Raw genomic sequence first — 12,941 nt, 5'->3', positions numbered from 1 at the left:
GGTCGAGCGGGTGGAGCGGCGGCCGAGCACAGGCTACGGCGACACGTCCGTCATCCCCTGGCCACGGGTTCGCGGGTGAACAGCGCCAGGCGGTGGGCGGTGGCGGCGGCCTCGCCTCGGCTGGTCACGTCCAGTTTCCCGAGGATGTTGGAGACGTGGACGCTGGCCGTCTTCACCGAGATGAACAGCGCCTCGGCGATGTCGCGGTTGCTGCGGCCCTCCGCGACGAGGCGCAGCACCTCGTATTCGCGGGGCGTCAGGCCGAGCGGCGCGGTGTCGTCGGGGCGGCGGGACCGGGTGCGGCGCAGCAGGTCGGCGATGAGTTCGCCGAGCGGTGCGGCGCCGAGCCGGTCGGCCAGCTCGGCGGCGGCGCGCAGCCGGTCGGCCGCGCCGTCGTGGTCGCCGCCCGCCGCAGCTGCCTCGGCCGCGCGATACAGCGCGCGCGCCTGGTGGTAGGGGCCGCAGAGCGCGTCCCAGGCGGCCGCGGCCTCGTCCCAAGCGGCGAGGTCGAGGACGCCGCAGGCCCGGGCGTGCTCGGCGCGGAACGTGAGGCTGTGCGCCCGCTGGAGCGGGCCGGTGATGCGGAGGTCGGCGGCGCGTTCCGCGATGCGGCGCAGGTCGGCGGCGGCCGCGTCGCCCAGCTCGGCGCAGGCCGACGCGCCGACGACCAGCGCGGGCCAGGCGTACCGGGCGTCGTCGGGCAGGCCCGCGTGGTCGACGACGGGACGGACCGCGTCCAGCGCGGCGTCGGCGCGCCCTTCGGCGAGCGCGATCTGCGATTCGAGCCAGAGCGTGGCGAAGTAGTCCTGCGTCTTGAGCCACTTCATCTTGAGATTCATGATCTCGCGGGACAGGACGAGCCGCTTCGCCGCCGTCGCCACGTCGCCGCGCGCCAGCGCCACCCACCCGGACAGGACGAGCAGCGACGTGCGCGTGGTGACCGCCGGGTCCTGCTCCATGGCGTGGTTCAGGACGGCCATGGCCTCGTCCCACCGGCCGAGCGACACCAGCGGCTCGGCCTGGTTGATGGACATGAACGTGCCCTGGGTGCGGGCCACGCCGTATTCGCGGGCGAGTTCCTTGCCGCGTCCCGCGATGGCGGCGGCCTTCTCGTGCCGTCCGCAGCCCTCCAGGAAATGCGACTTGATCACGTAGTAGCGGAGCAGCACCCGGTGGTTGCCGCTGCGCTCGACCGTCTCCTCGACCTCGGCGAGCGCGGCGTCGTTGTCGTAGTCGATGTCGGCGCAGAACTGGGTGATCAGCGCCTCCGCCTCGGTGACCGGGTCGGCCAGCCGGCGCGCGATGGCCAGCGACTCGGCGGCCGCCTTGCGCGCCTCTCCGATGCTGGTGGTGAGGCGGACGTAGTTCCCGAGCGTGGCCAGCGCCCGTGCCCGGAGCGCGGTCGGCGGGTCGGCCGGGAGGGCCTCCACGGCGGCGCGCATGTCCTCGACGAATCCGGGGCGGGCCATCTGGTAGCGCATACGGCCGCGCAGCTCCAGCAGCACGGCCCACCGCGCCGGGTCGGCCAGGGCTCCGTTCTCGGCGACGTTCTCCGCCGCGGTCTCGACCTCGCGGAGCGCGGCGGTGACGAGCTTGATGCCGCGGTCGTACTCCCCGGCCTGGTCGGCGGCGGTCGCCGCGTCGTGCAGGACCTTGATGTGGTTCGCGCCGATGCGTTCTTCCGCGTCCGGGACCTGGTCCCACAGCTCCAGGACGCGCGACAGCATCGCCAGGCACTCCGCGTAGGCGAGCGCTTTGCGGGCCTCGGCGGCGGCGCGCCAGGACGCGACCAGCGCCCACGTACTGTCGTGGGCCGCGTTCCAGTGGTAGCTCAGTTCGACCCAGAGCCGACCGGCCGGGACGAGCCCAGGATCGTCCTCCAGGGCTTCCGCGTAGCGCTTGTGCAGCCGCGTGTACTCGCCCGGTAGCAGGTCGTCGTGGACGGCCTCGCGGATCAGAGCGTGCCGGAACGCGTAGCCGTCGCCGTCCACCACCAGGACGTTCGCCGCCACGGCGGGCCGGAGTACGCGGGTCAGGGCCGCGTCCTCAAGCCCCGTCACGGCCGCCAGGAGCGCGTGCTCGATGCTCGTGCTGCCGCCGCTGGCGTCGCGTAGGACGTCCTGCGTCTCCTCGGGAAGCCGCTGGACGCCCGCGAGCAGCAGATCCCGCAGCGACTCGGGCAGCTCGCAGGCCAGCGTCCCGTCGTCGTCGAGCAGGGCCTCGATGAACAGCGGGTTGCCCTCGCTGCGCGCCGCGATCCGGTCGACGAGCCCGGCCGGCGGCGGCTGCCGGTCGCCGAGCAGCTCGATCACGAGGTCGGCGACGTCGGCCCTGGTCAGCGGCTCGATGGTCAGCCGCCGGACGCGTTCGACCCGCTCCAGCCCGGCGAGCAGCGCGCGCAGCGGATGGGTGCGGTGCAGCTCGTCCGACCGGTACGTCACGACGATCAGCACCGGCACGGTCCCGAGGTTGCGGATCAGGAACGCGAGCAGGTCGCGAGTGGAGCGGTCGGCCCAGTGCGCGTCCTCGATGACCAGCACGACCGGGCCGCGCTCCGCCAGCCGCTCCAGCAGCGTGAGCATGACCTCGAACAGCCGCGCGCGCTCCTCGCCCGAGGCGGCGTCGGACTCCGGTTCCCCGAACTCGGGCAGCAGCCGGGCGAGGCAGCCGGTGTCGCCGCGCGGCACGAGCCCGGCGACGCCGTCGATGCCGATGTCGCGGACGAGGTTCCGCAGGACGGTCGTGAACGGCGCGAACGGCAGGCCGTCGGAGCCGAGCTCCAGGCAGCCTCCGGTGAGGACCCTCGCCCGCTCCCCGTCCACGGCGGTGGTGAACTCGCGGATCAGGCGGGTCTTGCCGAGGCCCGCGTCGCCGCCGAGGAGGACGGCGCCGGGCGCGGCGGCGAGGGCGTCCGCCAGCTCCGCCAGCTCGGCCGACCTGCCGACCAGGACGGGACTCATCGCACGTGGACTCACGTCACAAGCATGCCAAACGGATCGGACATTCCCACCTCATTTATCACTCCCTGAGACGCCTCGGACGGCCACCCGCTTCGTTGACTGAACACCCGGTCCGGCACGCCTGTTCCGGAGTTGATCGTTTTGTCAGATCGGCGGCATTTCTCCGATTACGCTCCTCGACGTGAGATTTCTGACATACGCGGCCGTCGCCGTCCCATTGATCGCTCTAGGTGCGGCGGCGTGCTCCCCCAGTGAGGAGGAGCGGGCGGCCGACTGCGCGGAGATCATGGCCGCACTCAGGACGCCGATCGACCTCAGGCAGTCGGACGCCACGTGGGGGCCCATGTGGGAGCGGGCCGCCGCCAGGATGCGCACTGCACGCTCCCAGATCAAGAGCGAGGACCTGGCGGCGCAGGCCGATGCCGTGATCAAGGCGTTCGAGAAGCAGGCGAAGGGCACCGCAGCGGACAAGGACGGGACCTACCCGCCCCTGGGCGATGACTACTACGACGCCGAGCGGAAGATCACCCGCATCTGCGGCCCCCTGCACCCGCCGCCGTCGGCCTAGCGCACCCCCCGGCCGACGGGTCGTATTGACGCGGCATCCAATCCGGGTGAGGCTGGCCATCGGGGGTGATCACGATGCGGTTCTCTTTGTTCTACGAGCACCAGTTGCCGCGGCCGTGGGCGGATGGGCAGGAGCTGAAGCTCTACCAGGACGCGCTGGACCAGGTCGAACTCGCCGACCGGGTCGGCTTCGACTACGTCTGGGAGGTCGAGCACCATTTCCTGGAGGAGTATTCGCACTCGTCGGCGCCGGAGGTGTTCCTCGCCGCCGCCTCGCAGCGGACCAGGCGGATAAGGCTCGGGCATGGAATCGTCCAATTGCCGCCCGCCGTCAATCATCCGGCCCGCATCGCCGAACGCGTCGCGACGCTCGATCTCGTCTCCAACGGCCGGGTCGATTTCGGGACGGGCGAGTCGAGCGCCGGCGCGGAACTCGGCGGGTTCGGCGTCCGCCGCACCGACAAGCGCGCCCAATGGCAGGACGCGATAGACGCCATCACCCGGATGTTCGTCGAGGAGCCGTTCGCCGGATGGAACTCCGCCGACATCACGATGCCGCCGCGGAACGTCCTGCCGAAGCCCGTGCAGAAGCCGCATCCGCCGCTGTGGGTGGCGTGTTCGCGCCGCGAGACCATCCAGTTCGCGGCGCGGAACGGCATCGGCGCGCTGTCGTTCTCGTTCGTCGAGCCGGAGGACGCCGGGAAATGGGTGGACGAGTACTACCGCATCCTCGCGTCCGACGAATGCGTCCCGGCGGGCTTCGCGGTGAACCCGAACGTGACCGTCGTCCTGCCGATGATGCTGCACGAGGACGAGGCCACCGCCATCGACCGGGGCATCGACGGCGCGCATTTCTTCGCCTTCGCGCTCGCGCACTACTACGGGACCACCCCGCACGACCCCGGACGCACCGACGTGTGGCGGGAGTTCCTGGCCCGGCGCGACTCCCGCGGCTTCTCCCGCGAGGAGATCATCGCCAACGCGGAGTCCCTGAACGTCAACGTGGGGTCCCTTCGCGGCGCCATCGGGACGCCTGACCAGGTCGCCGAGCTGATCCGGCGGTACGAGTCGGTCGGCGTCGACCAGATCTCGTTCGTCCTCCAGGCGGGGCCGAACAAGCACGAGCACATCTGCGAGTCCCTCGAACTGTTCGGGAAATCGGTGCTGCCGCGTTTCGCCGAAGGGCGCGACGAACGCGAGGCCGCCAAGGCGGAACGGCTCGCACCCGCCATCGAAGCGGCCCTCGCCCGCCGCGAACCGGCCCGGAAACTGCCGCCCGGCTACCGCATCGACGAGGACGCGGAAGTCGCCCGCGTGCACCGCGCGTCCCGCGCGACCCGGCGACCCGTCCCGGACATCCGTACGGCGGCCCGCCGACGGTTCCAGCAGGGCTTCCGCAAACTCGTCAACGGCCGTTCCGACGCGCAACTCGAAAAGCGCTTCGGGCCGGGCGCGCAACGCGTCTTCTTCGCCGGGATGGCCCGCGCCTTCGACCCGTCCGCCTCGGCCGGATTCACCGGCGAACTGGAGTTCCGCCTCACCCGCGCCGACGGCCCGACCGTGTGGACGCTACAGATCGGAAAGTCCCGCGCCCGCGCCCGTTCGGGCCCTGCCCATGACCCGGCCCTCACCCTCACCATGGCGACGGCCGATTTCCTGCGAATCCTCGCCGGGGACGCCAACCCGGCGTCGCTCCTCATGGACGGCCGCCTCGAACTGCGCGGCGACCACTATCTCGCGCCGCGCCTCAGCGAGATGTTCGGCGGCCCATCGCCGTACTGACGTGTGGGGTGCCGTACTGACGTAAGGGGTGGCCGTGGTCCCCCGATGTCCACGGCCACCACACTGGTAGACGTCCAAACCCCCGCTAATAGTTCGCGGTCTTTCCAGAAAAGATCTACCGTCGCGGGATGTTCTCCCTCCAGGAGCCCCCGCTGTTCACCCGGCTGAAGAAGGCCCGGCGAATCCTGGTGGCCGGTGCGGGCGGCGGATTCGACGTGTACGCGGGCCTGCCCCTGGCCCTGTCGCTGCTGGACGAGGGCAAGGACGTCCACCTGGCCAACCTGTCGTTCAGCGCCCTCTACGGCCTGCCGTCCGACACGTGGCTGGAAGCCGACGTCGCCGCCGTGACCCCCGAGACCTTGACCCGCGACGACTATTTCCCTGAGGCGACGCTCGCCCGCTGGCTCGACCGGCACGGCCTCCCGTCCACGGTGTACGCGTTTCCGAAACTGGGCGTCCAGCCTCTCCGCGAGGCCTACCGCCACCTCACCGGACATCTGAACCTGGACGCCGTCGTCCTCGTGGACGGCGGCACCGACATCTTCATGCGCGGCGACGAATCCGGCCTCGGCACCCCCGAAGAGGACATGGCCAGCCTCGCCGCCGTCCACGGCCTGGACGTCCCCGAGAAAATCGTCGTGTCCCTCGGCTTCGGAGTGGACGCCTACCACGGCGTGAACCACGCCCACGTCCTAGAGAACCTCGCCGCCCTGACCGCCGACGGCTCATATCTGGGCGCTTTCTCCATTCCCCACGACAGCCGCGAAGCGGCCCTCTATCTGGACGCGGTCGAATACGCCCAAGCCTCGACCCCCGCGTATCCGAGCATCGTGAACGGCTCCATCTCCGCCGCCCTCCGGGGCCAGTTCGGCGACGTCCGCTTCACCACCCGGACCAGTAACAGCGAACTGTTCATCAACCCGCTGATGGCCATGTACTTCGCCGTCGACCTGGACGGCCTGGCCCGCCGCAACCTCTACCTCGACCGCCTGGAGAACACCCGCGTCATCCGCCAGCTCAGCTCCATCATCGAGGACTTCCGCAACGAGACCCGCCCGCGCCCGCCCCGCCAATACCCGCACTGACCCACTACCCGGACGGACGCCCGGCCACCAGATCGCTCAACCAATCCCCCAATCGCTGGAGGGGCAGCCGATACCGGCGTTCACGCGCCCGAGCGCGGCGCTCCTTCCGCGACCCCTCCGCATACCGGCGGCGAGCCCACAGAGAGTCAGGACGGGCCAGCCGGACGGCCCCGGCGAACGCCAGCACGCCGATGAACAACCCGATGATCCCGGTCCAGATCTTGCCTTTCAGAAGCGCGACGAAGGCCAAGCACAGGTTGAGAACGAGCGCGAACGCGATCGTCCACAGCCCGTCCCCGGCGACCTCGTCCAGCCCCAATGGCTGCAGCCCCAGCAAAAGCAACCCGCACAGCGCGACGGTGATGAACACGACCTCGACCGACAACCGGCCCTGCTCGCTCCAATAGACGTCCTTCAAATGGAGGACGAGCGCGAACTCGTCCAGCACCAGCGCCGTCCCGACCCCGAACACCGCCGCGGCGACCCCCGCCAACGCGGACGTGCCGTCCTCGACGGCCAGCCCGCCCACACCGCCGACGCACATGAACACCAGCCCGAACACGACATGGTGAATGTGCTGCCCGCCCGGCGAGACGTTCCCCGGCCACCACCGGACCTGCCTGCGAATCATCCGGACGCTGAACCGGATGAACAGGAACCCGACGATGAACGCGAGAAGGAAACAGGACAACCGCAACCGCCCGGTGTCCGCGATCTCCCGCGTGTACCAATCCCCCACACCGCAGACCTTCCGCCGCCGCCCCCAAATCACACCCACCGAACGTCTACCGACGCTTTGCCTTCACCACCGCCCAGACGCTCTTGCCCTCGAACTCCGTCCGCACCCCGTGCTCCTCCGACAGGCATTCGACGATCCCGAGCCCCCACCCGCCCGGATCGGGAACGTCCTCGCCCACGGGCCCGTCCGGCATCGACAGATCGGGCGCGGACCTCACCGGCCGCTCCGGCGACGAATCCCACACCTCCACCTGCACCCCGTCGCCCACGAGCCCCATCCGCAAGGTGATCGGCAGGGACGGCGTCGCCTGCACCGCGTTGGTGAGCAGCTCCGACACGACCCGCACGGCCGCGTCCACGGTCTCCTCGGCCAGCCCCCACTGGAGCGCCTGCGCCTCGACGATCAGCCGCCCCTCCCGGACGACCCGCGGCCTGGCGTAGAACCCGCGCCGCAACGCCCGCGGCCCCGCCGCCGTCCTTTCCGTTCGAACCAAACAGTCCGTTATGTCGAACTCATCGCTCCACCGATTCCGCCAGATGATCATTTCCCTCACCACTTCCGTCGCTCGTTGTGTGCAATCCGCTACACATCGTGGAAGTTTCTGGTTATCGTCGGAAGTGGGACCGGCTTTACCCAACTCGATAGTTCCGGAGGGCAACTCGTGGTGAATCGGAAGCAACTCGACCCGACCGAGTCCGTAGCCACACTTTTCGGGGCAAAGCTCCGGAAACTTCGGGACAAAGCCGGACTTTCCCAAGCCCAGCTCGGCGACGCGATCGGCTACTCCAACGACACGATCTCCAAGATCGAAACCGCGGCCCAGGCCCCGTCCCCCGAACTGGCCCAGCGCCTCGACGCCCACTTCGACACCGACCAGTTCGAGGAGCTCCAGCCCTTCGCCGCCAGGGAGGGCATCCCCTCCTTCTTCCGCCCCTACGCCAAGCTGGAAAGCACCGCCAACGCAGTCCGCGTCTACGAGCCTGTTGTAATCACCGGGCTCCTCCAGACCGAGGACTACGCACGTGCGGTGCTGCGGGCCGGCCAGTCTCCGGACAAACTGGACCAGGCAGTCGCTACTCGCATGAGTCGCCAGGAGATCCTGCGAAGGACTGACCCGCCGTGGCTGGTCTTCCTTCTGGAAGAGGAAGTGATCCGAAAAATCGTCGGGGACAGGGAGATCACCAAGGCTCAACTCGCCCGAGTCCTTGAACTCATGCGAGAGCCACACATCAACGTCCTGGTCGTGCCGTCCAATGCCGCCGTCTACCCCTCGGCAGGTTTCACCCTGTTCGGTCGTTCAGATGAGCCCGAGATCGGGTTCGCCGAAGGCGTCGTTGGTAGTGGGCGAGTGATCGAACTAAGCTCCCAGATCGAGCGGCTTCGGCGACTTTGGGACCTGATCGCCAGTGCGGCCATGACCGACGTGGCCTCCGAAGCTCTGATCCGAGAAGTAATGGAGTGCCTGTGAAGGATGTCAAACGCTCTGCATGGCGTAAGAGCAGTCACAGCAGCCAGGAGGGCGACACGTGCATCGAACTCGCTGACCTCGACGCCTCCGTTGGTTTCCGTGACAGCACCGACCCTGAGGGGCCGGTCCTCCGGTTCAGCCGCCCCGCAGTCGCCAGTCTCGTCAGCCGCATAAAGGCCAGCGAACTCGACCGGTAACCGTCCCCCCACAAGCCCCCTCTCCGGAGGGGGCTTTACTCATATTCCGGCCGCTCAGCCACACAGCGCACCATCGCCAACCGTCCTGTGTAGGAGGAGCATCGGGCCATGAGACCTGACCACACCGCATGGCGAAAAAGCAGCTACAGCACCCAAGAGGGCGGCGCTTGCATCGAGCTCGCCAGGCTCGTCCACCAGTTCCAGCCCGGCAACTTCACATGGCGAAAGAGCAGCTACAGCGGCCAAGAGGGCACTACGTGCGTTGAGCTGGCCGACCATAAGTGGGACGTGGTCATTCGGGACAGCACCAACCCGGAGGGGCCAGCACTCAGGTTCAGCCGTCCGGCTGTCGCCGGGCTCGTCGATCGCATCAAGGCCGGTGAACTCGACCATTAGCCGTGGGTCTCGCTGGGTCGTGTCCACGGGGCTCATCAGCGACATTGAGCCACTTCCCCTCGGGCTTCACCAGCGCACGGCGGAGAAGTCCACGGGCCGGGGACGCAGTGCCCGGGTGCGCTCGGCCAATCCGTGGAGGCGTCGGCGCATCTCCTGCGGTGGAAGGCGCTTGCGGTCTCCGTGTCCCGGCAGCAGCCATTCAAAGCGGAGCCGATCGGCCGACCGGGTCAATGACGCGGCCAGTTCCTGGATGGAGTACCAGGTGACGCTCTCGGCCACTTCGATGTCCGCCGTGGTCCGCGACCAGTAGAAGCTGTCGCCGCTGAAGCAGAACCGTTCGTCCACCACGTAGAGCACGCTGCCCTCGGTGTGCCCGGGAAGCGGATGGACGATCACCCCTTCTGCGATCTCCATCGGTTCGAGGCCGCGGATGACCCGGTCGGCGTCCGGGGCCGCATCGAGGTCGCCCTCGTGTATCCAGAGCCGGGCCCCGAACCGGTCGGCGAAGCGGCGGCCGTGGGCGGCATGATCCCGGTGGGTGAGCAGGACGTCGCTCACCCGGCCCAGCTCCGCGAGCCTGGCCGCCAGCGGCTCCGCCCAGCGCGGGGTGTCGATCAACAGGTTGCCGGTCGGACGGCGTACCAGGTAGGAGTTGGCCCCCGCGGTGTGCTGCGAGTTGTGCCCGCACAGGTAGACGCCATCGTCCAGGCGCATGGGGAACGGATCGAGTGCCGGATTCGGCCGCTGCGAGGAGTGGCGGACGGACCGCATGTGGCAGGCGAAGGCCGCAGCGTGCAGCGCGTCGCGCTCGGTCTCGTCGCGCGGCTGCCGCAGCAGCTCCGAGCGGCCTTCGCGCTCACCGATCAGCCCGGGAGCGAGTTGCCGGGCCACGTCGCAGTTGGTGCAGCGTGTGTCGACAAACCACCCGTCGTCCATGGCAGGCCCCTTCGTCGCGATCAGGTCGCGGTGTCGTCGCGTGGTACGCGCGCCACACAGTTGTTGTGTGACACAATGATTGTGCGGCGCAAGCTAATAGGGTGAGCGGGTGATGTCAACATGACGACCACGCGGCGGAAGGTGGCGGCCGAGGGGATCATCGACGCGCTGCCGGACTGGTTCACCGCCCTCGTGCAGCTCAACGGCCTGATCGCAGAGCGGATGGGGTTGGTGGTGACCGATTTCCACTGCCTGCACGAGCTCAACCGCGGCGGCCCGGCGACGGCGAGCTCGCTGGCCGACCGGGTCGGCCTCACGGCCGGGTCGGTCTCGCGCATGATCGATCGGCTGGAGGCGGCGGACTGCGTCAGAAGGGTGCCCGACCCCCACGACCGGCGGAAGATCTTGATCGAGCCGACGCCCGAGGGGCTGGAACGGGTCGCCGATTACTACGCCGGCCTGACCGTGCGCACGCGTGAGAACCTCGACTCGCTGGACGACGAGCAGCTCCGCGTGCTGCTGCACTTTGTCCAGACGGCCCTCGACGACACGGCCGCGGAGGTCGCGAGACTGCGGTCCACCGCCGCGGCCGCCGAGTGATCATGTGCCGCTCAAGGCGACCGAATCTGACGGCCGGGTCAGCGGTAGTGGAGTACTGGACCCGTAGAAGATCGAAGTTGGCGCGGTCGAACAGCCGCCGTCGGGTTATTTCGGATTCGCCGTGAGGGCCTTTCGGAGGTTGTCGAGTTCGGTGTGCCATTCCTGGAGGCCGTTGCCGGTTTCGGCCCAGAGGTCCTGTGATTCCGAATCTGGGCCTGCTACTCGGTCCAGGGCCGCCAGTGCCAGGGCGCGGAAGTCGTCGGGTAGGTCTGGCACGGGCTTTTCTGGTCCGTAGATGGTGTCGGCGGGCGGGCCTCCGGGGCATTGCGCTGCCACCAATGCCGCTGCGGCGACCGCCTTATCGCCCTCCGAGCGGTCCAGGTAGTTGGTTTCGCGGATCGCGGTCTCCAGGGCTTCTCGGATGGCGGACGGTCGCTCGTCCAAGGGCAGGTCATCGAGGTCGCCCGCGAAATCCGCGGCGGTGTCGTTGCCGAACGGGCTCGCGTCCCAGGTTCCCATTTCCACCTCCAGGTCCCCGCACTCTATGAGGTGGCGACGCGGTTATGGGGTGGTGGCCAGGACGCAGGCTACGGGTGGGTCGAGGTCCAGGGTTTCGAGTCGGGGCTTGACGAAACCTGCTTGGGTCAGGAGGTCCTGGAGTTCTTCGGCGGCGCGGGTGGTGGTGTCGCGGGTGGCGCCGGGGCAGCGGGGTTGGCTGACGAGTGCGATTCGTCCGCCGGGGCGGAGCAGGCCCCGCAAAGCGCGGAGCCGTTCTGCCGGGTCGGGCCAGAAACCCACGGAATTGACGGAGAAGATTGCGTCCAGTGGCTCGTCGAAGGCCGGGAGTTCGGCCACGGAGGCGTGGGTGAGGCGGACGCGGCCGGAGCGGACGGCGGCGGCGTTGCGGCGGGTGGCCTGCCGGACCATGACCGCGGAATGGTCGATGCCGTAGACCCGGCCCTGCGTGGCGCGCTCAGCGAGCGCGGCGATGGCGAGGCCGGGGCCGAAGCCGATCTCCAGCACCCGGTCGGTGGGCTGCACGTCCAGCAAGGACACCGCCCACGCGCCGCGCTCCACGTTGGAACCGCGATGAGCCATGATCTGGCCGACCACGCGGCCGGCGAGGCCACGCGGGTGGGCGAACTGGCGCACGCCCGCCATGATCAGACGCTGTTTGAGATCCGAAGTCGTCACGGGCACGAGTCAACGGCTTCAAGTGGGCTTGAAGTCAAGCGGCCCGGAGCCTGACCGCGGGGTGGAATGGGCGGTACGCCAAAATGGTCCCGGCTAATGGCTGATTTCGGTTCGGTGTGGTCGGCGGCCATGCCGTGGGGCGCTGAGCGGGGGGCGAGCGATGCGGGTCCTGACCTGGAATGTGTGGTGGCGGTTCGGGCCGTGGGAGGCCCGCAGGGAGGCGATCGCGGCGACCCTCGCGGAGCTTCGCCCCGACGTCGTCGGGCTGCAGGAGGTCTGGGCCGAGGACGGCGAAAACCTGGCCGGATGGCTCGCCGACCGGCTCGGCATGCACTGGACGTGGGCGCCCTCGGACCGGCCCGGCCGCTGGCACGACCGCCTCGGCGGGTCGGCGGCCGACGTCGGCGACGCCGTCCTCAGCCGATGGCCGATCGTCGACCGGGACGTCCTGCGGCTGCCCACGGAAGGCGGCCGCGACGACGGCCATCGGGCCCTGTTCGCGCTGGTGGACGCGCCCGTCCATCCGGTTCCGTTCTTCACCGTTCATCTCAATTCGGCGCCGTATGAATCCGCCGTCCGCTGCGCCCAGGTCACGGCGCTCGCCGGATTCGTCGCGGCCCGGCGAGATCGCAGCCCGTTCCCGCCCGTCGTCACCGGCGACTACAACGCCGTTCCGCATTCGGACGAGATGCGGCTGTTCGGCGGACACCTGACGGCGCCCGCCGTCCCCGGCCAGGTCCTGCTGGACGCCTGGGAGTACGCCGACCCGGCCGCACCCGCCCTCACCTGGGACCCGGTCGCCAACCCCTACGCGGCGCGGACCCTTGAGCCGCCGGGGCGCATCGACTACGTCCACGTCGGGCTGCCAGGGCCGGGCGGGCTCGGGCACGTCCGGTCGGTTCGCCGCGCCGGTGATCGGCCCGTGGACGGCGTGTGGCCGTCCGACCACGCGGCCGTCCTCGCCGACCTGGCCGGACCGTAGGCCGAGCGGCGGCGCGACGGCGAGGCGGCGAGGCG

14 protein-coding genes are annotated in these 12,941 nt (G+C 69.6%); 8 read left to right on the top strand and 6 right to left on the bottom strand.

The features are described from left to right. Positions 1-50 precede the first annotated feature (50 nt). Complete coding sequence (locus ACH34T_RS25225; protein WP_396023386.1) at positions 51-2,975, bottom strand: AAA family ATPase; 2,925 nt, start codon at positions 2,973-2,975, stop codon at positions 51-53. Between the two features lie 166 nt (positions 2,976-3,141). Between ACH34T_RS25225 and ACH34T_RS25220 the strand changes: the two genes are divergently transcribed. The 3 genes from ACH34T_RS25220 (at position 3,142) to ACH34T_RS25210 (ending at position 6,394) form a co-directional block, all read left to right on the top strand. Next, positions 3,142-3,528, top strand: coding sequence for a hypothetical protein (locus tag ACH34T_RS25220; RefSeq protein ID WP_396023385.1), 387 nt, complete (start codon positions 3,142-3,144; stop codon positions 3,526-3,528). 74 nt (positions 3,529-3,602) lie between these two features. Continuing rightward, on the top strand, positions 3,603-5,309 hold the full coding sequence (locus tag ACH34T_RS25215; RefSeq protein WP_396023384.1) for an LLM class flavin-dependent oxidoreductase: 1,707 nt from the start codon (positions 3,603-3,605) through the stop codon (positions 5,307-5,309). Positions 5,310-5,437: 128 nt separating this feature from the next. Further along, positions 5,438-6,394 (top strand): DUF1152 domain-containing protein, encoded by a 957-nt coding sequence (locus ACH34T_RS25210; RefSeq protein ID WP_396023383.1) that lies wholly within the window; start codon positions 5,438-5,440, stop codon positions 6,392-6,394. A 4-nt stretch (positions 6,395-6,398) separates the two neighbouring features. Here the strand turns inward: ACH34T_RS25210 and ACH34T_RS25205 are convergent, their stop codons facing one another. Together ACH34T_RS25205 and ACH34T_RS25200 are read right to left on the bottom strand one after the other, a co-directional pair. Then, a complete protein-coding gene (locus ACH34T_RS25205) occupies positions 6,399-7,133 on the bottom strand; it encodes a hypothetical protein (protein ID WP_396023382.1) in 735 nt (244 codons plus the stop codon). Positions 7,134-7,179: 46 nt separating this feature from the next. After that, on the bottom strand, positions 7,180-7,626 hold the full coding sequence (locus ACH34T_RS25200; RefSeq protein WP_396023381.1) for an ATP-binding protein: 447 nt from the start codon (positions 7,624-7,626) through the stop codon (positions 7,180-7,182). 168 nt (positions 7,627-7,794) lie between these two features. On the opposite strand from ACH34T_RS25200, the gene ACH34T_RS25195 reads away from it, so the two are divergent. The 3 genes from ACH34T_RS25195 to ACH34T_RS25185 all read left to right on the top strand — a co-directional run bounded on the left by ACH34T_RS25195 (position 7,795) and on the right by ACH34T_RS25185 (position 9,194). Next, positions 7,795-8,601 (top strand): Scr1 family TA system antitoxin-like transcriptional regulator, encoded by an 807-nt coding sequence (locus ACH34T_RS25195; RefSeq protein ID WP_396023380.1) that lies wholly within the window; start codon positions 7,795-7,797, stop codon positions 8,599-8,601. After that, entirely contained in the window at positions 8,592-8,798 is a 207-nt protein-coding gene (locus ACH34T_RS25190; RefSeq protein WP_396023379.1) for a DUF397 domain-containing protein, read from the top strand. The genes ACH34T_RS25195 and ACH34T_RS25190 overlap by 10 nt, the downstream gene beginning before the upstream one ends. Before the next feature lie 108 nt (positions 8,799-8,906). Further along, positions 8,907-9,194, top strand: a complete 288-nt coding sequence (locus ACH34T_RS25185; protein WP_396023378.1) for a DUF397 domain-containing protein — start codon at positions 8,907-8,909, stop codon at positions 9,192-9,194. Between the two features lie 66 nt (positions 9,195-9,260). Here the strand turns inward: ACH34T_RS25185 and ACH34T_RS25180 are convergent, their stop codons facing one another. Beyond that, positions 9,261-10,130, bottom strand: coding sequence for an MBL fold metallo-hydrolase (locus ACH34T_RS25180; protein WP_396023377.1), 870 nt, complete (start codon positions 10,128-10,130; stop codon positions 9,261-9,263). A 120-nt stretch (positions 10,131-10,250) separates the two neighbouring features. Here ACH34T_RS25180 and ACH34T_RS25175 point away from each other — a divergent pair, with 120 nt between their 5' ends. Next, positions 10,251-10,730: a MarR family winged helix-turn-helix transcriptional regulator gene (locus ACH34T_RS25175; RefSeq protein ID WP_396023376.1), complete on the top strand. Its 480-nt coding sequence runs from the start codon at positions 10,251-10,253 to the stop codon at positions 10,728-10,730. A 105-nt stretch (positions 10,731-10,835) separates the two neighbouring features. On the opposite strand, the gene ACH34T_RS25170 is transcribed toward ACH34T_RS25175, so the two are convergent. Together ACH34T_RS25170 and ACH34T_RS25165 are read right to left on the bottom strand one after the other, a co-directional pair. Beyond that, positions 10,836-11,249, bottom strand: a complete 414-nt coding sequence (locus tag ACH34T_RS25170) for a DUF4259 domain-containing protein (protein WP_396023375.1) — start codon at positions 11,247-11,249, stop codon at positions 10,836-10,838. Between the two features lie 42 nt (positions 11,250-11,291). After that, entirely contained in the window at positions 11,292-11,924 is a 633-nt protein-coding gene (locus ACH34T_RS25165; RefSeq protein WP_396023374.1) for a class I SAM-dependent methyltransferase, read from the bottom strand. Between the two features lie 160 nt (positions 11,925-12,084). Here ACH34T_RS25165 and ACH34T_RS25160 point away from each other — a divergent pair, with 160 nt between their 5' ends. Beyond that, on the top strand, positions 12,085-12,906 hold the full coding sequence (locus tag ACH34T_RS25160) for an endonuclease/exonuclease/phosphatase family protein (protein WP_396023373.1): 822 nt from the start codon (positions 12,085-12,087) through the stop codon (positions 12,904-12,906). Positions 12,907-12,941 lie beyond the last annotated feature (35 nt).

Origin of the sequence: Actinomadura sp. 9N215, from assembly GCF_044326345.1 — a bacterium.
Lineage (GTDB): Bacteria > Actinomycetota > Actinomycetes > Streptosporangiales > Streptosporangiaceae > Spirillospora.
The sequence above is the reverse complement of the archived record's forward strand: the minus strand, read 5'-3'. Positions and strand labels throughout refer to the sequence as shown.

What these genes read in the sequence shown, in the direction of transcription:
- ACH34T_RS25180 (WP_396023377.1), bottom strand. Translation starts at nt 10,130, where the DNA reads ATGGACGACGGGTGGTTTGTCGACACACGCTGCACCAACTGCGACGTG.
- ACH34T_RS25175 (WP_396023376.1), top strand. Translation starts at nt 10,251, where the DNA reads ATGACGACCACGCGGCGGAAGGTGGCGGCCGAGGGGATCATCGACGCG.
- ACH34T_RS25160 (WP_396023373.1), top strand. Translation starts at nt 12,085, where the DNA reads ATGCGGGTCCTGACCTGGAATGTGTGGTGGCGGTTCGGGCCGTGGGAG.
- ACH34T_RS25185 (WP_396023378.1), top strand. Translation starts at nt 8,907, where the DNA reads ATGAGACCTGACCACACCGCATGGCGAAAAAGCAGCTACAGCACCCAA.
- ACH34T_RS25170 (WP_396023375.1), bottom strand. Translation starts at nt 11,249, where the DNA reads ATGGGAACCTGGGACGCGAGCCCGTTCGGCAACGACACCGCCGCGGAT.
- ACH34T_RS25210 (WP_396023383.1), top strand. Translation starts at nt 5,438, where the DNA reads ATGTTCTCCCTCCAGGAGCCCCCGCTGTTCACCCGGCTGAAGAAGGCC.
- ACH34T_RS25215 (WP_396023384.1), top strand. Translation starts at nt 3,603, where the DNA reads ATGCGGTTCTCTTTGTTCTACGAGCACCAGTTGCCGCGGCCGTGGGCG.